Origin of the sequence: Micromonospora sp. CPM1, assembly GCF_023896895.1 — a bacterium.
Lineage (GTDB): Bacteria > Actinomycetota > Actinomycetes > Mycobacteriales > Micromonosporaceae > Micromonospora > Micromonospora tulbaghiae.
The window spans coordinates 176,049-194,217 of record NZ_JAMHIU010000010.1; the positions used below are offsets into that span (position 1 = coordinate 176,049).

17 protein-coding genes are annotated in these 18,169 nt (G+C 73.1%); 11 read left to right on the forward strand and 6 right to left on the reverse strand.

The genetic code is table 11. The annotated features are described in order from the left end of the window. The first annotated feature begins 15 nt into the window (after positions 1-15). Positions 16-234: a hypothetical protein gene (locus M8C11_RS14845; RefSeq protein WP_120574013.1), complete on the forward strand. Its 219-nt coding sequence runs from the start codon at positions 16-18 to the stop codon at positions 232-234. A gap of 8 nt (positions 235-242) precedes the next feature. Here the strand turns inward: M8C11_RS14845 and M8C11_RS14850 are convergent, their stop codons facing one another. Continuing rightward, on the reverse strand, positions 243-953 hold the full coding sequence (locus tag M8C11_RS14850; protein ID WP_252449948.1) for a GAF and ANTAR domain-containing protein: 711 nt from the start codon (positions 951-953) through the stop codon (positions 243-245). A gap of 180 nt (positions 954-1,133) precedes the next feature. After that, a complete protein-coding gene (locus M8C11_RS14855) occupies positions 1,134-1,583 on the reverse strand; it encodes an STAS domain-containing protein (protein ID WP_252449949.1) in 450 nt (149 codons plus the stop codon). 196 nt (positions 1,584-1,779) lie between these two features. Between M8C11_RS14855 and M8C11_RS14860 the strand changes: the two genes are divergently transcribed. The 10 genes from M8C11_RS14860 (at position 1,780) to M8C11_RS14905 (ending at position 13,575) form a co-directional block, all read left to right on the forward strand. Beyond that, the gene (locus tag M8C11_RS14860) at positions 1,780-2,484 is read left to right on the forward strand and encodes a GAF and ANTAR domain-containing protein (protein WP_252449951.1); all 705 of its coding nucleotides are present in this window, start codon (positions 1,780-1,782) and stop codon (positions 2,482-2,484) included. Positions 2,485-2,857: 373 nt separating this feature from the next. Further along, entirely contained in the window at positions 2,858-2,947 is a 90-nt protein-coding gene (gene kdpF, locus M8C11_RS14865) for a K(+)-transporting ATPase subunit F (RefSeq protein WP_036343797.1), read from the forward strand. After that, positions 2,947-4,602: a potassium-transporting ATPase subunit KdpA gene (gene kdpA / locus M8C11_RS14870; protein ID WP_252449952.1), complete on the forward strand. Its 1,656-nt coding sequence runs from the start codon at positions 2,947-2,949 to the stop codon at positions 4,600-4,602. The genes kdpF and kdpA overlap by 1 nt, the downstream gene beginning before the upstream one ends. A gap of 20 nt (positions 4,603-4,622) precedes the next feature. Next, a complete protein-coding gene (gene kdpB, locus M8C11_RS14875; RefSeq protein ID WP_252449953.1) occupies positions 4,623-6,794 on the forward strand; it encodes a potassium-transporting ATPase subunit KdpB in 2,172 nt (723 codons plus the stop codon). Then, positions 6,794-7,675 (forward strand): potassium-transporting ATPase subunit C, encoded by an 882-nt coding sequence (locus M8C11_RS14880; RefSeq protein ID WP_252449954.1) that lies wholly within the window; start codon positions 6,794-6,796, stop codon positions 7,673-7,675. The genes kdpB and M8C11_RS14880 overlap by 1 nt, the downstream gene beginning before the upstream one ends. Positions 7,676-7,746: 71 nt before the next feature. Then, on the forward strand, positions 7,747-10,293 hold the full coding sequence (locus M8C11_RS14885; RefSeq protein WP_252449955.1) for a DUF4118 domain-containing protein: 2,547 nt from the start codon (positions 7,747-7,749) through the stop codon (positions 10,291-10,293). Continuing rightward, positions 10,290-10,970 (forward strand): response regulator, encoded by a 681-nt coding sequence (locus M8C11_RS14890; RefSeq protein ID WP_091414872.1) that lies wholly within the window; start codon positions 10,290-10,292, stop codon positions 10,968-10,970. The genes M8C11_RS14885 and M8C11_RS14890 overlap by 4 nt, the downstream gene beginning before the upstream one ends. Positions 10,971-11,028: 58 nt before the next feature. Further along, positions 11,029-12,135 (forward strand): magnesium and cobalt transport protein CorA, encoded by a 1,107-nt coding sequence (locus tag M8C11_RS14895; protein ID WP_252449956.1) that lies wholly within the window; start codon positions 11,029-11,031, stop codon positions 12,133-12,135. A gap of 180 nt (positions 12,136-12,315) precedes the next feature. Then, a complete protein-coding gene (locus tag M8C11_RS14900; protein WP_255498983.1) occupies positions 12,316-13,194 on the forward strand; it encodes an ion transporter in 879 nt (292 codons plus the stop codon). A gap of 111 nt (positions 13,195-13,305) precedes the next feature. Next, a complete protein-coding gene (locus M8C11_RS14905; protein ID WP_252449957.1) occupies positions 13,306-13,575 on the forward strand; it encodes a GlsB/YeaQ/YmgE family stress response membrane protein in 270 nt (89 codons plus the stop codon). A 49-nt stretch (positions 13,576-13,624) separates the two neighbouring features. Here M8C11_RS14905 and M8C11_RS14910 read toward each other — a convergent pair whose 3' ends face one another. From M8C11_RS14910 to M8C11_RS14925, 4 genes are all read right to left on the reverse strand, one after another. Beyond that, the gene (locus M8C11_RS14910) at positions 13,625-15,208 is read right to left on the reverse strand and encodes a DUF4139 domain-containing protein (RefSeq protein WP_252449958.1); all 1,584 of its coding nucleotides are present in this window, start codon (positions 15,206-15,208) and stop codon (positions 13,625-13,627) included. Positions 15,209-15,244: 36 nt separating this feature from the next. Beyond that, positions 15,245-16,090, reverse strand: coding sequence for a hypothetical protein (locus tag M8C11_RS14915; protein ID WP_252449959.1), 846 nt, complete (start codon positions 16,088-16,090; stop codon positions 15,245-15,247). Next, a complete protein-coding gene (locus M8C11_RS14920) occupies positions 16,087-16,596 on the reverse strand; it encodes a SigE family RNA polymerase sigma factor (protein WP_252449960.1) in 510 nt (169 codons plus the stop codon). The genes M8C11_RS14915 and M8C11_RS14920 overlap by 4 nt, the downstream gene beginning before the upstream one ends. A gap of 84 nt (positions 16,597-16,680) precedes the next feature. Continuing rightward, on the reverse strand, positions 16,681-18,099 hold the full coding sequence (locus tag M8C11_RS14925) for a PLP-dependent aminotransferase family protein (protein ID WP_252449961.1): 1,419 nt from the start codon (positions 18,097-18,099) through the stop codon (positions 16,681-16,683). Between the last annotated feature and the right edge of the window lie 70 nt (positions 18,100-18,169).

Genomic DNA, 18,169 nt, shown 5'->3' on the forward strand with positions numbered 1-18,169 from the left:
GGGTACGGTCACGGCATGGTGGTCGAGGAACACTGGTGGAACGGCGTCAGCAACCCTCGCGGACGGCGCGACGTATACATCCGTACCGACGGAAGCCAGTGGCAGGTCCAGGCGCAGATCGGCGGGGCCAGCGGCCGGTCGAAGATTCAGCAGTGCCCGAGCCGCGGCTCGGCGACGATCCTGGCGGGCGCGTGGCGTGCGAGCGGCTCCGGCTGGCGCGAGATGCCGCGCTGACCGCACGCTCAGTCACGAGGGCCGTGCACAGCGCGGTCGACGAGTGACTCGGCGACCTCCCGCAGCTTGCGGTTGGAGTCCTGGGACACCCGGGCCAGGATGGCGAACGCCTCGTCGGCCGTGCAGCGGCGCTGCCCCATGATGATGCCCTTCGCCTGCTCGATCACGGCCCGGCTCTGCATCGCCTCCTGCATCTGCTGCGCCAGCGTCGCGGTGCTCTCGTAGAGGTGGACGTTCGCGAGCGCGATGGCGGCGTACCCGGCGAGCGTCTGCGCCAGCTCGACCTGCCGGTCCAGGACGCCCGGCGCCGCGCCGTAGATGTTCAGCGCGCCGACCACGGCCTCCTGGATGGGCAGGCCGATGGAGAGCGAACTGGCGGCACCCGCCTCGTGCGCCCGGGCCGCCCACTCCGGCCAGCGGCTCTCCGCCGCCATGTCGGGCACCAACATGGCGGTGCCGGTGGTGGCGGCGTCCAGGCACGGGCCACGGCCGTGGGCGTACTGCCACTCGTCGAGGGTCAGCGCCAGCTCGCCGGTGTACGCGGCGGTGTGCGCCTGCGTGCCCTGGACCAGGGTGACCGACACCTCGGCGGTCCCGGGCAGGGTGTCCTTGGCGACCTGGGCGATGGTCGACAACACCACGTCGAGGTCGACCTCGTCGTACTTGATCCGACCGAGTCTGATCAGGGCTGCGGCGAGGTCGGGGTGGGCCTGCGGCATGAGCTGTGACGTCCTTGTGCGAAGCGACGCCGTCGGCCCGGCGGGGCACGACGGCTGGTGGCGAGGGTCGGCCCGTGGTGACGGACCAGCGTCCCGATTCCGGCAAGGGATCGGGACCGGCGCCGCTTCTTGACGCTCGTTCGTGACGCCCCGGACGGGACGTCGACTACCCGGACAACTCTACGACCCGAAGCGGGTGGGTACGACGGGACGTGCCCAACCGTCGTCGGCGGCCGGTGGGGCGGGGCGATCGACGACCTCGAACGCGGCGAGCGTGCCGGTGACGCGCAGGACGCGCCGGACCACCGGTGACGGCCGGTGCAGGACCAGCCGCCGGCCGTGCCCGGCGAGCATCCGCTGCGCCAGCACCAGCGCGTTGGTGCCGTACGCGCCGAAGAAGCTGACCTCCGACAGGTCGATCACCACGAGCGGGGCGGAGGCCGCGACGGCTGCCTCCACGAGTTCGGTGAGCAGGTGCGCGTTGCTGAGGTCCACCTCGCCGGCCACCGAGATCCGGGTCACGTCCACGCCCGCGTCGCAGCTCAACCACATGATCGGCTCGTCCGGCCGGAGCGACCCGGACGCCGTCGGGACGTGATGGCAGCCGAAGACCGGCCGTTCGTCCGACATGGCACCTCCCGCCTCAATATCCGAGGACGCTCCCGGCGGAGTTCGCCGTGAGCAGGAGGGCACATGTCTTGACCCGTCCTCGAAGATACGCCGACCGGGTGGACGTCGCAGCGTGGGAAGCTTTCGGACCCGACCGTCCCGGGTACCGTCAGCGGAACGACAGGTGCCGATGACGCCGCCCGGACAGGACACGCTGATGGAAGCCGCCCGTATGGACCCCACCGACGCCCTCGCGGAGCTGAGCCGGATCCGGCTCGACGAGGTGGCGCTCGACGACGTCCTGGCGCGCGTCGCCGAGCTGGCCAACCGGGCGGTCCCGGGCAGCGTGCACGTATCCGTCTCCCTGGTGCAGGCGGGCGCCAACCGGGCCATCGCCTACACCAGCGACCTGGCGCGCAGCCTCGACGAGTGGCAGTACGAGCACGACGACGGCCCCTGCCTGGACGCCTCGGTCAGCGCGGGGAGCGTCTCGCTGCCCGACCTGGCCGACGAGCCGCGCTGGCCGGGCTGGGCGGCTCGGGCGCGGGCGGCGGGCGTGCAGAGCTCGCTGTCGATCGGGCTGCCGATCCAGGAGGCGGTCACCGGGGCACTCAACGTCTACGGGGGCACGACCCACGCCTTCGACAAGTCGTCGATCGAGCTGGCGGAGGAGTTCGCCGCGTACGCGGCGGTGGCGCTCGCGAACGCGCACCTCTACGAGAGCACCGCGACGCTGGCCCGGCAGATGCAGGAGGCGATGCGCAGCCGGGCCGTGATCGAGCAGGCCAAGGGCATCATCATGGGGCAGCGGCGCTGCTCGGCCGAAGAGGCGTTCACGCTGCTCGCCAAGCTCTCCCAGGACTCCAACCGCAAGCTGCGCGAGGTGGCCGAGGCGCTCGTCGCCCGCGCCGCCGTCCGCTGAGGTAGCACCCGGCGAGCGGCCGGGGCGGACGACGCCTGGTCCCGGGCCGTGCCGATCGGGCTCGCCGCGGTGCTCGGCACCGGCTACCGGCATCTCCGGTCGATCGGCGCCGAGGCCCGTCCGGTGACCCGGATCACCGGCCACGGAGGCGGCGTGAAAAGCGCGTCAAGAAACCGCGGCCCCGCGTGATGGTCGCGTCAAGAACCCTGTCCGTCCGGCGGATCCGGCGTTGTGATTGCCCGGCGCGGCCGGGAGGCGGTCGCGAGGACATCTTCCGCTAGGAGAGATCAGCCGTGTCTGACGTGCTGTTCGTGTTGCTGACGGTGGGGCTGTTCGCGGCTCTCGCCCTCGTGGTGAGGGGCGTGGAGAAGCTGTGAGCGCCGTCAACGCCGTCGGCCTGGTGCTGGCGATCGGCCTGGGCGTGTTCCTGGTCGTCGCCCTGCTGTTCCCGGAGCGCTTCTGATGAGCATGACCACAGCCGGCGTGCTCTTCGTCCTGTCGCTGGTGGCGGCGCTGGCCGCCGTGCACCGGCCGTTCGGCGACCACATGTACCGCGTGGTCGCCGGAACCCGGTCGTCCCGGGTCGAGCGGGGGATCTACCGGCTGGTCGGGGTCAACCCGGCCGCCGAGCAGACCTGGGGCGTGTACGCCCGCTCGGTGCTGGCCTTCTCGGCTGTTTCCCTGTTGTTCCTGTACGCGTTCCAGCGCCTGCAGAACCACCTGTGGCTCTCGCTGGGCTTCGACCCGGTGGTGCCGCACGGCGCCTGGAACACCGCGGTGTCGTTCGTGACCAACACGAACTGGCAGTGGTACTCGGGTGAGTCGACGATGGGCCACCTGGTGCAGATGGCCGGCCTGGCGGTGCAGAACTTCGTCTCGGCCGCTGTCGGCATCGCCGTGGCGGTGGCGCTGGTCCGGGGTTTCGCCCGCAGCCGCACCGGCGAGCTGGGCAACTTCTGGGTCGACCTGACCCGGGTCACGCTGCGGATCCTGCTGCCGATCGCGGTGCTCGGCGCGCTCGCGCTGATGCTCGGCGGCGTGGTGCAGAACCTGTCCGGCGGCACCGACGTGACCACGCTGACCGGCGGCACCCAGACCGTCACCGGCGGGCCGGTGGCGAGCCAGGAGGTCATCAAGGAGCTGGGCACCAACGGCGGCGGCTTCTACAACGCCAACAGCGCCCACCCGTTCGAGAACCCGACCGCGTGGACGAACTGGCTGGAGATCTTCCTGATCCTGGTGATCCCGTTCAGCCTGCCGCGGGTCTTCGGCCGGATGGTGGGCCAGAAGCGGCAGGGCTACGCGATCGTCGCCGTGATGGCGATCCTGGCGGTCGCCGGCATCACTCTCACCAACGTCTTCGAGCTGACCGGCGACGGCACCGTGCCGCAGGCGGTCGGCGCGGCGCTGGAGGGCAAGGAGGTGCGCTTCGACGTGTCGAACTCGGCCACGTTCGCGGCGGCCACCACGCTCACCTCGACTGGCGCGGTCAACTCGTTCCACGACTCGTACACCGCGCTGGGCGGGATGATGCCGCTGGTAGACATGATGCTCGGCGAGGTCGCCCCGGGCGGCGTCGGCGCCGGCCTGTACGGGCTGCTGATCCTCGCGGTGATCACGGTGTTCGTGGCCGGGCTGATGGTCGGGCGCACCCCGGAGTACCTGGGCAAGAAGATCGGCTCGCGCGAGATCAAGTTCGCCTCGACGTACTTCCTGATCACCCCGGCGCTGGTGCTCGCCGGCACCGCCGCCGCGTTCGCCACCGGCAACGCCTCGACGGCGCTCAACGTCGGGCCGCACGGACTGTCCGAAGTGCTCTACGCGTTCACCTCGGCGAGCAACAACAACGGCTCCGCGTTCGCCGGCATCACGGTGAACACGCCGTGGTGGAACACCGCGCTGGGGCTCTGCATGCTGTTCGGCCGGTTCCTGCCGATCATCTTCGTGCTCGCGCTGGCCGGCTCGCTGGCCCGACAGCAACCCACACCCGCCTCCGAGGGCACCCTGCCGACCCACCGGCCGCTGTTCGTCGGCATGGTCGTCGGCGTCACTGTGGTCCTCGTCGCGCTCACCTTCCTTCCCGCACTCGCGCTCGGCCCGCTGGCCGAAGGGCTGTGACCACCATGAGAGACAAGGACATGACCGCACTTCAGACCGTCGACGCGCCGGTCTCCGGCACGCCGGGCCGCCGCGACGGCCGGGTCGGCGGCGGACTGCTCGACCCTCGCCAGTTGCTCCGGTCGCTGCCGGACGCGCTGCGCAAGCTCGACCCGCGCACGCTGTGGCGCAACCCGGTGATGCTGATCGTGGAGATCGGCGCGCTGTTCACCACTGTGCTCGCGGTGGCCGACCCGTCGGTCTTCGCGATCGCGATCACCGTCTGGCTCTGGCTCACCGTGATCTTCGCGAACCTGGCCGAGGCGGTCGCCGAGGGGCGAGGCAAGGCGCAGGCCGACACGCTGCGCCGGGCCAAGCAGGACACCGTCGCCACCCGCCTGGTCGGCTGGACGCCCGGTGCCGCCGCGAACGCGTACCGGGACGAGGCGGTGCCCGCGCCGCAACTGCGTCAGGGCGACGTCGTCCTGGTCGAGGCCGGACAGGTCATCCCCGGTGACGGCGACGTGGTGGAGGGCATCGCCAGCGTCGACGAGTCGGCGATCACCGGCGAGTCCGCACCGGTGATCCGGGAGTCCGGCGGCGACCGCAGCGCGGTCACCGGCGGCACCCGGGTCCTCTCCGACCGGATCGTCGTCCGGATCACCCAGAAGCCGGGCGAGAGCTTCATCGACCGGATGATCGCGCTGGTCGAGGGCGCCAACCGGCAGAAGACGCCGAACGAGATCGCGCTGAACATCCTGCTCGCCGCGCTGACGATCATCTTCCTGCTCGCGGTCGTCACGCTCCAGCCCATGGCGATCTTCGCGAAGGGCTACCAGGCCGCCGCGCCCGACACCGCGGCGATCACCGACTCCGGCGTCACCGGCGTCGTCCTGGTGTCGCTGCTGGTCTGCCTCATCCCGACCACCATCGGCGCGCTGCTGTCCGCGATCGGCATCGCCGGCATGGACCGGCTCGTGCAGCGCAACGTGCTGGCGATGAGCGGCCGGGCGGTCGAGGCGGCGGGCGACGTCAACACGCTGCTGCTGGACAAGACCGGCACGATCACGCTCGGCAACCGGCAGGCCGCCGAGTTCCTGCCGGTGACCGGTGTGGACCCGGCCACGCTCGCCGACGCGGCGCAACTGTCCAGCCTGGCCGACGAGACCCCCGAGGGCCGGTCGGTGGTGGTGCTGGCCAAGAACGAGTTCGGGCTGCGTGAGCGCGAACCCGGCCTCATCCCGCACGCCACGTTCGTGCCGTTCACCGCGCAGACCCGGATGAGCGGCGTCGACCTGGACGCCGACGGGGGTGTCCGGCACGTCCGCAAGGGCGCCGCCGCCGCGGTGATGAAGTGGGTACGCGACAACGGCGGCCACCCGACCGAGCAGGTCGGTGAGCTGGTCGACGCGATCAGCGGCACCGGCGGCACGCCGCTCGTGGTGGCCGAGCACGTGGCCGGGGAGCCGGCCCGGGCGCTCGGCGTCATCCACCTCAAGGACGTGGTGAAGGCCGGGATGCGGGAGCGCTTCGACGAGATGCGCCGGATGGGCATCCGGACCGTGATGATCACCGGCGACAACCCGCGTACCGCGAAGGCGATCGCCGACGAGGCGGGCGTGGACGACTTCCTCGCCGAGGCCACGCCGGAGGACAAGCTCGCGCTGATCAGGAAGGAGCAGGAGGGCGGCCGGCTCGTCGCCATGACCGGCGACGGCACGAACGACGCGCCCGCGCTGGCCCAGGCGGACGTCGGCGTCGCCATGAACACCGGCACGTCGGCCGCCAAGGAGGCCGGCAACATGGTCGACCTCGACTCCGACCCGACCAAGCTGATCGAGATCGTGGAGATCGGCAAGCAGTTGCTGATCACCCGGGGTGCGCTGACGACGTTCAGCATCGCCAACGACATCGCGAAGTACTTCGCGATCATCCCGGCCATGTTCGCCGGCATCTACCCGTCGCTGGACCGGCTCAACATCATGCGCCTGGCCAGTCCCGAGTCGGCGATCCTCTCCGCCGTCGTCTTCAACGCGATAGTCATCGTGGCGTTGATCCCGCTGGCCCTGCGCGGCGTGCGCTACCGCCCGGCCAGCGCCTCGACGCTGCTGCGCCGCAACCTGTGGCTCTACGGCCTCGGCGGCATCGTGGTGCCGTTCGCCGGCATCAAGCTCATCGACCTGCTCGTCCAGTTCGTCCCGGGGATCTCGTGATGCGCCTTCCCAGTTGGCTCTCCCAGCACCTGGCCGCCCTGCGCGCGGTGCTCGTCTTCACCGTGCTGCTCGGCCTGGTCTACCCGCTCGCCCTGGTCGCCGTGGGCCGCCTGCCCGGCCTCGACGGCAGGGCCGACGGCTCACTGCTCACCGTCGGCGGCAGGACCGTCGGCAGCTCGCTGATCGGCCAGTCGTTCACCGACGCGGACGGCGACCCCGTCCCGCGCTACTTCCAGTCCCGCCCGTCGGCCGCCGGGGACGGCTACGACCCGACCGCCACCGCGGCGAGCAGCCTCGGCCCGGAGAGCGTGGTGGACACGCTCACCGGCGACGAGGAGACCTCGGCGCAGAGCCTGCTCACCCAGGTCTGCGCCCGCAGCAAGGCGGTCGGCGAACTGGACGGCGTGGACGGGCGGCGTCCGTACTGCACGCCGGACGGGGTGGGCGCGGTGCTGGCCGTGTTCCGCGCCGACGGCCTCACCGGCCCGATCACCCGCGTGGTGAGCGTCAACCAGGCCGCGCCCGCGACGCCGTTCGTCACCACCTGGCAGGGCGTGCCGGTGGAGGCGGCCCGGCCCGGCCACGACTACGTGGCCGAGGGCGGCATCGTCACCCCGGTACGCGGGGACGCCCCGGCGCGCCCCGCCGTACCGGCCGACGCGGTCACCGCCAGCGGCAGCGGCCTCGACCCGCACATCTCCCCGGCGTACGCGGAGATTCAGGTGGCCCGGGTGGCGCGGGAGCGCGCCGCGGACCCGGCGGCGGTACGGCGGCTGGTCGCCGAGCACACCACCGGGCGGGCGCTGGGCTTCATGGGTGAGCCCGGTGTGAACGTGCTGGAACTCAACCTCGCGCTGGACGAGGCGTTCCCGGCGCGCTGACGCGACAGTGACCGGAGCGGCCCCGGGGAAGACCCGGGGCCGCCCCCGGCCGGTCAGGGAGGATGGGGTGCGTGGGCAGGGGTGAACTGCGGATCTATCTCGGGGCCGCCCCGGGCGTCGGCAAGACGTACGCCATGCTGGAGGAGGCCCAGCGCCGGGCCGAGCGCGGCACCGACGTGGTGGTCGGCCTGGTCGAGACGCACGGCCGCCGGCACACCGCCGAGATGATCGGCGATCTGGAGGTGGTGCCGCGCCGGTCGATGACCTACCGGGGCGTCGAGTTCACCGAGATGGACCTGGACGCGGTGCTGGCCCGGCGGCCCGAGGTGGTCGTGGTGGACGAGCTGGCCCACACCAACGTGCCCGGCTCCCGCCACGACAAGCGCTGGCAGGACGTGCAGGTGCTGCTCGACGCCGGGATCAGCGTGCTCACCACCGTCAACGTGCAGCACCTGGAGTCGCTCAACGACGTGGTCGCGCAGATCACCGGCACCACCCAGCGGGAGACCGTGCCGGACCAGGTGGTCCGGGCCGCCGAGCAGGTCGAGCTGGTGGACATGACGCCGGAGGCGCTGCGCCGCCGGATGGCGCACGGCAACATCTACCGGCCCGACAAGATCGACGCCGCGCTCGGCAACTACTTCCGGGTCGGCAACCTCACCGCGCTGCGCGAACTGGCGCTGCTCTGGCTGGCCGACAAGGTCGACGAGCAGCTCGACGCGTACCGTGCCCAGCAGGGCATCTCCGACACCTGGGAGGCGCGGGAACGAGTCGTCGTCGCGCTCACCGGCGGGCCGGAGGGCGAGACGCTGATCCGCCGGGCCGCCCGGATCGCCGCCCGCAGCAAGGGCGCCGACCTGCTCGCCGTGCACGTGGCCCGCAGCGACGGGCTGGCCGGTGCCGACCCGGCCCAGCTCGCCCGGCAGCGGGTGCTGGTGGAGAGCCTCGGCGGCACGTACCACCAGGTGCTCGGCACCGACATCCCGGCGGCGCTGCTCGACTTCGCCCGGGGCGTCAACGCCACCCAGCTCGTGCTCGGCGCGAGCCGCCGGGGCCGGTTCGCGCAGGTGTTCGCCCGGGGCGTCGGGGTGACCACCACCGCGCTGTCCGGCCCGATCGACGTGCACCTGGTCACCCACCCGCAGGCGGGACGCGGGCGCCGGGGCACGGCCGTGCCCGCCGCGCTGTCCCGGCGGCGACGGCTGATCGGGTACGCGCTCGCGGTGCTCGGCATGCCCCTGCTCACGCTCGTGCTGCGGACGCTGCCCGACCTCACCCTCACCAACGACATCCTGCTGTTCCTCGCCGGTGTGGTGGGCGTGGCGCTGGTCGGCGGGCTGTGGCCTGCGCTGGTCGCCGCGCTCGGCGGCTCGCTGCTGCTCAACTGGTTCTTCACCCCGCCGTACCGGACGCTGACCATCGCCGAGGCGGACAACCTGCTCGCCCTCGGCGTGTTCGTCGGCGTCGCCATCGCGGTGAGCTGGGTGGTCGACGTGGCGGCCCGGCGTACCCGGGAGGCGGCGCGGGCCTCCGCCGACGCGCAGACCCTGGCCACCGTCGCGGGCAGCGTGCTGCGCGGCGAACGCCCGCTGCCCGCGCTGCTGGACCGGCTGCGGGAGACGTTCGGACTGCGCGCGGTGAGCGTGCTGGAGCTGACCGACGAGGCCGGCGGGCGCCCGGCGCGCGCCCGGGAGGCGGACGCCTGGCGGGTGGTGGCGAGCGTCGGCGAGCGGCCGCCGGGCAGCCCGAGCGCGGGCGAGACGGTGGTGCCGGTCGACGACCGGCTCAGCGTGGTGCTCGCCGGCCGGCGGCTGGAGGCGGCCGACCGGCGGGTGGTCGAGGCGTTCGCCGCGCAGGCCGCCGTCGCGCTGCGCCAGGAACGGCTGGCCGAGGAGGCCGCCACCGCCCGTCCGCTCGCCGCCGCCGACCGGATGCGGACCGCGCTGCTCGCGGCGGTCAGCCACGACCTGCGTACGCCGCTGGCGTCGGCCAAGGCGGCGGTGAGCAGCCTGCGCAGTCACGACGTCGAGTTCGACGCGGACGACCGGGAGGAGCTGCTCGCCACCGCCGACGAGTCGCTGGACCGGCTGGGCCGGCTGGTGGCGAACCTGCTCGACATGAGCCGGTTGCAGGCCGGGGCGCTGGGCGTGAGCGCCACCGCGATCGGGCTGGAGGACGCCGTACCCCTGGCTCTTGACGAACTTGGTGCGGCGGCGGCCGAGGTGACCACCGACATCCCGGCCGACCTGCCGGCGGCGCTGGCCGACCCGGGCCTGCTGGAGCGGGTGCTGGTCAACATCGTGGCGAACGCGTTGCGGCACAGCCCACCCGGACACCCGCCGACGATCACCGGCAGCGCGCACGCCGGGCAGGTCGAGCTGCGGGTGATCGACACCGGGCCGGGCATCCCGGCGGACCAGTGGGAGCATGTCTTCCTGCCGTTCCAGCGCCTCGGCGACCGGGACAACCAGACCGGTGTCGGCCTGGGGCTCGCGCTGTCCCGGGGACTGGCCGAGGCGATGGGTGGCAGCATCACCCCGGAGACCACGCCCGGTGGCGGTCTCACCATGGTGCTGCGGCTGCCGGCCGCCACCCAGCCGGAGGGGCCGCGGGAATGACCCGGATCCTGGTCGTCGACGACGAGCCGCAGATCCTGCGCGCGCTGCGGATCAACCTGCGGGCCCGGGGCTACGACGTCGAGGTGGCCGACAGCGGCGCCGCCGCGCTCAAGGCCGCCGCCGGTCACCCGCCGGACCTGGTGGTGCTCGACCTCGGCCTGCCCGACCTGGACGGCACCGAGGTCATCCGGGGGCTGCGCGGCTGGACCGCCGTGCCGATCATCGTGCTCTCCGGCCGGGCCGGCAGCGAGGACAAGGTGGCGGCGCTCGACGCGGGCGCCGACGACTACGTGACCAAGCCGTTCGGGGTCGACGAACTGCTCGCCCGCATCCGGGCGGTGACCCGGCGCCTCGCCCCCGCCTCGCCCGCCGTGCCCGCGCTGCGGATCGGCCGCAACACCGTCGACCTGGCCGACCGGACCGTCACCCGGGACGACGGCGTCGAGGTCAAGCTCACCCCCACCCAGTGGGCCATGCTGGAGAAGCTGCTGCGCAACCCGGGCAAGCTGGTCAGCCAGCGCCAGTTGCTGCACGACGTGTGGGGGCCGGAGTACCACCACGAGACGAACTACCTGCGGCAGTACATGGCCCAGTTGCGGCGCAAGCTGGAGGACGACCCGGCCCGGCCCCGCCACCTGATCACCGAACCGGGGATGGGCTACCGCTACCGCCCCTGACGTTTGCGCGGGCCTCGGCGGGGGACTCGGCGAGCCGGCCGAGCAGCGGGGGAGGGGTATGGCGGACAACCGGTCCTCGGAGGGGTTCGGCCGCCGCCTAGACGAGCACGCCATCGACGCCGGCGCGGCCGAGCCGGAGCGACCCGACGGGCTGGTCGACAGCGGCGTCTACGTCGGCGGCGTACGCCGGGCGTCGCCGATGAGCCTCGCCGACACGTACCGCTGCCTGCAACAGCTCGACGACGCGATGGCCTGGATCGGGCTGCGCCGGCCCGGCCGGGAGGAGGTCGCCTCGCTCGCCGCCGAGTTCCAGCTCCCCGACCTGGCCGTCGAGGACGCGATCAACGCCCACCAGCGCCCCAAGCTGGAACGCTACGGCGACACCCTGTTCGTGGTGCTGCGCGCCGCCCGCTACCTGGACGAGCGGGACGCGGTCGAGTTCGCCGAACTGCACCTGTTCCTCGGCCCCGGTTTCGTGATCACGGTCCGGCACGGCGGCACACCCGACCTGGCCGGGGTGCGGCGGCGGCTGGAGGCCGAACCCGAGGTGCTCGCGCTCGGCCCGGAAGCCGTGCTCTACGCCGTGCTCGACCGGGTGGTGGACGGCTACGCGCCGGTGGTCGCCGGGCTGGAGAACGACATCGACGAGATCGAGACCGAGGTGTTCGGCGGCGACCCGAACGCCAGCCGCCGCATCTACGAGCTGAGCCGCGAGGTGATCCAGTTCCAGCGGGCCGCCCGGCCGTTGCTGAAGGTGGTCGACGCGCTCACACACGGCTTCGGCAGGTACGGCACGGACGAGGAACTGCGCCGCCGGCTGCGCGACGTGGCCGACCACCTGACCCAGGTGGTGGAGCGGGTGGACGGGTTCCGGCACCTGCTCCAGAACATCCTCACCGTCAACGCCACGCTGGTGTCGCAGGCACAGAACGAGGAGATGCGCAGCCTGACCGCGGCGAGCTTCGAGCAGAACGAGGAGATCAAACGGGTCTCCGCGTGGGCGGCGATCCTGTTCGCGCCCACCCTGATCGGCACCGTCTACGGGATGAACTTCAGCCACATGCCGGAGCTGGACTGGCGGTACGGGTACCTGTTCGCGGTGGCCCTGATGCTCGCCGTCTGCAGCGCGCTCTACCTGCTGTTCAAGCGCCGCGGCTGGCTCTGAGCCGGGCCGGGCGCGCCTCGGCCGGAGCAGTTCGCCGTCGGTGATCCACTAAAGTGTCCGGGTGGCTACCCCCTGTCGTGCTCGCTTCGTCCGGTTCCGGCGCTCCGGAGGGGAACGCTGATCGGGGACACGGTTCCGGCACCGCGCGGCGGGCGCCGGACCGCCACCGGAAAGCGCGGGCTGGCCGGCCACTGTGCCCGGATCGTCGCGTCCCGGCCGTTCGAGGTGGCCATCGTGGTGCTCATCATGGCCAACGGGGTCGTGCTGGGCATCGAGACGTACCAGGATCTCGGCGCCGCCGGGCCGGTGCTGCGGTGGACGGAGTGGATGTTCCGGGCGGTCTTCGTCGTGGAGATCACCATCCGGGTGCTCGCGTACGGCCGCCGCCCGCAGGACTTCTTCCGGCACGGCTGGAACGTCTTCGACCTGCTGGTCACCGCCGCCATATTCATCCCGGGCCTGCACGGCGACTCCGCGGTGCTGCGGTTCATCCGGGTCGCCCGGGTGCTGCGCCTGGTCCGCTTCTCGCCCGGCCTGCGGACCATCGTCGCGGCACTGTGGCGCAGCCTGCCCGGCGTCGCGGGTTTCCTCGCGCTCGCCGCCGTCACGCTCTACGTGTACGGCATGGCGGGCTGGCTGATCTTCGGCGACCGCTATCCCGAGCAGTACGGCGACATCGGCCGTTCGCTCGTCACGCTGTTCGTGCTGCTGTCCCTGGAGACACTGCCGGACCTGCTGGAACAGGGTCTGGAGGTGTCGCCGTGGACGCTGCTCTACTACGTCAGCTTCGTGATGATCGCGGTGAACCTCCTGCTGAACATCCTCATCGCCGTCATCGTCAACTCGATGGAGGAGGCGCGGCGGCTGGAGATGACCGAGGGGCTGGCGTCCGACTACGACTCCGACGGGGACGGGATACCGGACGAGTTGGACCGGATCGCGATCAGTCAGCGCCTGGACGACCTGCGCATGGTGATCGCCGAGCTGGAGCGGGAACTGCGCATCGACAGGGAGGAGCCGCCCGGCGCGCCGCGCCGCCGGCAGCCCTCGGATCACTGATCAGGGACGGTCATGACAGTTCCGTGACGAAAGCGGTTCCCGGGTTTGGCCGAGTGGTTGATCGGGGCAACCAGCGAGGCGTCAACACATCCGAGGGAAGGGACGCCTCTCGTGGAGATCACGGGCTTCTTCACCGCGCTCATCATCGGCCTCGTCATCGGTGCGCTCGGGCGCCTGGTGGTACCGGGCAAGCAGAACATCCCGATCTGGCTGACCCTGCTCATCGGTGTGGTCGCCGCGTTCATCGGCACGCTGGTGGCCGGCGCGTTCGGCGTCGACGACACCCCCGGCATCGACTGGATCGAGCTGGCGCTCCAGGTCGGCTTCGCCGCCATCGGTGTCGCCGTCTTCGCCGGCCTCTACGGCCGCCGCCGCATCTGAGGCACCCGCCGGGGCCGCTTCCGCACGTCGCGGAAGCGGCCCCGTCGTGTCATTCCCGCCAGCCGGTCAGCTCGACGCCCTTCGCCAGCTCCACCCGGAAGCCGAGCGCGATCTCGCCGCTCTCACCCGGCGCCAGCGACAACCGCCAGGTCAGCTCGCCCAGCTCCGTACGCTCGGCCGGGGGCGGCGTCAGCGCGGTCTCGCGTACCACCACGGACTCGTCCCGGGACACCGGCAGCTGGTCCCGCACCTCGACGGTGGCCGGGCGGGGCGTGTGGTTCGCGACAGTGATCCGGTACTCCACCTCCCGCCGCCGTGTCGACCCGAGCGTGGCCTTGCTCTCGGTGCGCCGGGACAGCTTCCGCTCCACCCGTACCCGGTCGTCGATCCCGAGCGCCAGCTCCGTCTCCTCGCCCGGAGCCCAGGTCTTCAGCCGCGTCGCCGCCACGAAGTCGGCGCCGTGGAAGACCGACGCCGGGCCGGGCAGCAGTGTGTGGTCCGACGTGTTGCGGACCGTGGCCCGCAGGTGCGCCTCGGCGGCGCGCACCGGCACGCTCACGTGGTCCAGCCGGGCCGGCAGCTCCAGCACCGCGATGGTGACCCGGTGCGCGCTGCCGTCGGCGGGCACCGCCACCGGCCGGGCGGGGCGGTAGGTAGCCGCCGTCACGCCCTGCTCCACCTCGGCGACGCTCTCCCGCACCGCCGGTGCCGCGGCCCGCGCCGTGCGGGGACGGCCCGCCGGCGCCGCGCCGGGCGCCGGAGGCGGCACCATGCCGCCGAACGACGCGGCCGACGCGGCCATCGGCGGCTCCGGCCGGAACCGGTCGAGGTACCAGGGCGACAATTCGGGTACGCCGCTCGCCGCCGCCGGCCGGGCGGTGGAGAGCTGGAGTTCGCACTCCGGCCAGTCCTCCCCGGTGCCCTGGCTGACCAGCCCGAACCAGGTGACGGTCATGGTGTCCTCGACCAGCCGCAGGTCGTAGGAGGGCGTCCAGCGGGCGCCGTCCACCAGGTACGTCAGCTCCAGCTCCACCTCGGTGTCGTCGGCGTCCACCGAGACGGACACCTCGGCGGCCAGCCGGTCCGGCTCCCGCTTGCCGCGCGCCGCGTCCAGCTCCCGGTCGACAGCGGCCAGTTCCTCGGCCAGCTCGGTGCGCCGCCGGGCCAGCCCGCGCCGCCGGGCCCGGGACTCGGCGAGCTGACCGGACACCGAGTCGGTGAAGGCCGCGACGTCGGCCGGGGCCGCGTCACCGGCGGCCAGTGCCCGGGCGTACGTGCCACCGGCGCGCTCGGCCAGCCGGGTGAGGAACTCGCCGCGCTGTTCCTCGACCGCGTCGGTGTCGCCGGCCTCGGCCAGCTCGTCGGCCAGGTCGCGGCGCCGCCGTTCCAGCTCGACGACCTGGGCGTCGGTGCTGCGGGCCTGCCGCCACGCGCTCACGTCCACCCCGAGCACCGTCACCGCGCCCCGGCCACCCACCCGGATCGAGTCGCGGCGCAGGCCCAGCGGGAGCGGGGCGACGCGTACCCGGTGGTCGCCGGCGGCGAGCCGGACGCCGCCGCGGCGGGTGACCCGGGCGCGGTCCGGGTAGACGGTCACGCCGACGACCGGCGCATCGATCTCCACAGTGTCCACGGCGGCGAGGGTAGTTCAGGCGCGCCCGCGGCGGGGCTACCGAAGGTGCAGCCGTTCGTCGACGGCGAGCGCCGCCAGTTGGCGCGCGGTGAACGGCAGCGGGGACGCGGGCGCCTGCCGGTCGTACGCGCCCTGCGCGACGAAGACGACCACGCCGTCGGGATGCCGGTAGGCGGCCCACTGGTCGAACCGGTCGTCCGAGCCGGGCCGGACCACCACACCCACAGTCGCCTCGCCGACGGTCATCGGCTGGCACTCGCCCCCCATGCCCCAGAACTCACGCGCCAGGTCGCACGGTTCGGTCGGCAGCAGGTTCCCCGGTGTGTGCACCTCGGTGAGCAGGCGTCCCCTCCACGTCCCCTTCGTCACGTCGACCGAGGCCATGTAGCTCCACAGCTCGACGCCGTCGGCCCGTCCGCTGAAGTTCGCCTCGTGCGTCCCCAGCGTCTCCTTCCCGGTCTCGGTGGAGACGGTCCTCTCGGCGGTGTACCCGTCGGGCACCACTGTGACGAGCCGGTCGAGCAGCAGTGCGGCCTGGTCGTACCGGGTGCCCGCCCGCGCGGTGCGGTCCTCCTGCGGCAGGCCGTCGGGCCCGGTGGGCATCGGCTCGGCGCTGCCGTCCGACGACGGCGGCGGGGCGGCCTGGGGCAGCGCGGCCGGTGGACGCCGGTCGCCGCCCTCCGGGGTGGAGAGCGCCACGACACCCGCGACGCCCGCGAGCGCGAGTACCGCGGTCGCCGATCCGGCGCAGGCCCGGACGGCTCGGCGCTTGGTGCGGGCCCGCCGGGCGGAGCGCAGCATGCCGTCGGCGTTCAGGTGCGGTGGCGCGGTGACGCTGAGCATCTCGTCGCGAAGCGCCTCGCGCAGCTGGTCTCCGTTCATCGTTGCCCCTTCTCGCTCGGTGAGTGCATGGGTGACAGGAGGCCGCGCAACGTGTCCAGACCGCGGGCGGACTGGCTCTTCACCGTTCCCGGCGAGCAGCCCAGCAGCGCCGCCACCTCGTCGACCGGCAGGTCCTCCCAGTAGCGCAGGACCAGGACGGCCCGTTGCCGGGGTGGTACGGCGGCGAGTGCCTGGAGCACCACGAGCCGGTCCTCGGGCGGACTCGCCGGCACCGGCGGATCGGTGTCGGGCGTGCCCACCCGTTCCCGCCGCCACCAGCCCCGCCGCCGTTCGTCGAGGAAGGACCGGACGATGATCTGGCGCAGGTAGGAGTCGAGCGCCTCGTGCCGGGCGACCCGATTCCAGACCAGGTACAGCTTGGTGAACCCGGTCTGGACCAGATCCTCCGCGCGGTGCCAGTCACCGCAGAGCAGATACGCGGTGGCGCGCATGGCGTGGTGCCTCGCGGAGAAGTACTCCGCGAACGCCGTGTCGCGATCACTCATTCGGACCTCCGATCGGATACGGGATAGTCACGCCAGGTGTGGCTCCCGGGGTTGCTCGGCGGGCGGAGTGAATTCGTGGCGCGGTCAGCCGCGGAAGCTGCGGGCGAGCAACCGGAGCCCCTCCGGTACGTCGGCGGTGGCGACGGCGCCGTAGCCGAGCACCAGGCCGGCCGGGCCGGGCGGGCCCGCGTGGTAGCCGGCGATCTCGCGTACCGTGACGCCGGCCTCGGCCGCCCGCGCGACGACCGCCGGCAGGTCGACGCCGGCCTCCGGGCGCAGCCGCGCACACAGGTGCAGGCCTGCCGTGGACGGCACCGGGTCGAGCCAGTCGGCGAGGTCGGAGCGCAGCGCGGCGTCGATCAGCTCGCGCCGCTGGGCGTAGACCCGGGTCGCCTTGCGGATGTGCCGGGGCAGCTCGCCGGAGTCGATGAACCGGGCCAGCGCGGCCTGCGTGGTGTGGTCGCCGTGCCAGTCGGTGAGCTGCCGGGCGGCCAGCAGCGCGGGGCGCAGCGACGCCGGGGCGACCAAAAACCCGAGGCGCAGCATGGGCAGCAGGGTCTTGGAGAACGTGCCGACGTAGACCACCTTCCCGGCCCGGTCCAGCGTCTGCAACGGGTCCAGCGGGCGCGCCGAGAAGCGGAACTCGGTGTCGTAGTCGTCCTCGACGACCACCGCGTCCCGTGCCGCCGCCCAGTCCAGCAGCGCCGCCCGGCGGGCCGGCGACATCCGGACGCCCAGCGGGAACTGGTGGGACGGGGTGACGTAGACCAGCCGCGCGTCCCCGGGCAGCGCGCGTACGTCGATCCCCTCGTCGTCGACGGGCACCGGCACGACCCGCGCGCCGTGGCCGGCGAACAGCCGCCGGGCAGGGGGATAGCCGGGATCCTCGACGGCCACCCGGTCGCCCGGTTCGAGCACGACCCGGGCGATCAGGTCCAGCGCCTGCTGCGCGCCCTGGGTGACGACGACGCCCTCCGGCCCGGCCCGTACCGCGCGGGCCAGCCCCACGTACCGGGCGACGGCGGCACGCAGGCCCGGGTGCCCGGCCGGGTCGGCGTACCCGCCCCGGATCGTCGCGGTGCGCAGCTCACCGGCGACCAGCCGACGCCAGGTGGCCAGCGGGAACAACCCGGTGTCCGGGGTGCCGGCCCGGAAGTCGTGGCCCGGCCGGGGCGTGGCGGTGGGTGCCGGTGCGGCGGACGCCCAGAACGCGCGGGGGCGTACCCCACCGGCCGGCGCCGGACGGGGCCGGGCGCGGGCGACCGGCTCGTCGGCGACGAACGTCCCCGCGCCGACCCGGGCGGTCAGCAGGCCCTCGGCGGTCAGCCGCTCGTAGGCGACCGCGACAGTGTTGCGGGAGACGTCGAGCCGCCGAGCCAGTTCGCGGGTCGGTGGCAGCCGTTCGCCGGGCCGCAGCCGGCCGTCCAGGATCGCCTCCAGCAACTGCCTGTGGATCCGGGTGGCGCGGTCGCCGGGCCCGGCCAGGCTGACGTGTATGTCCACGGCGCCGACCCTACATTGGCCCAATCGGATCGCCGGGAATCGGCGCTTCTGCGAGCCAATCCGCGGGGCT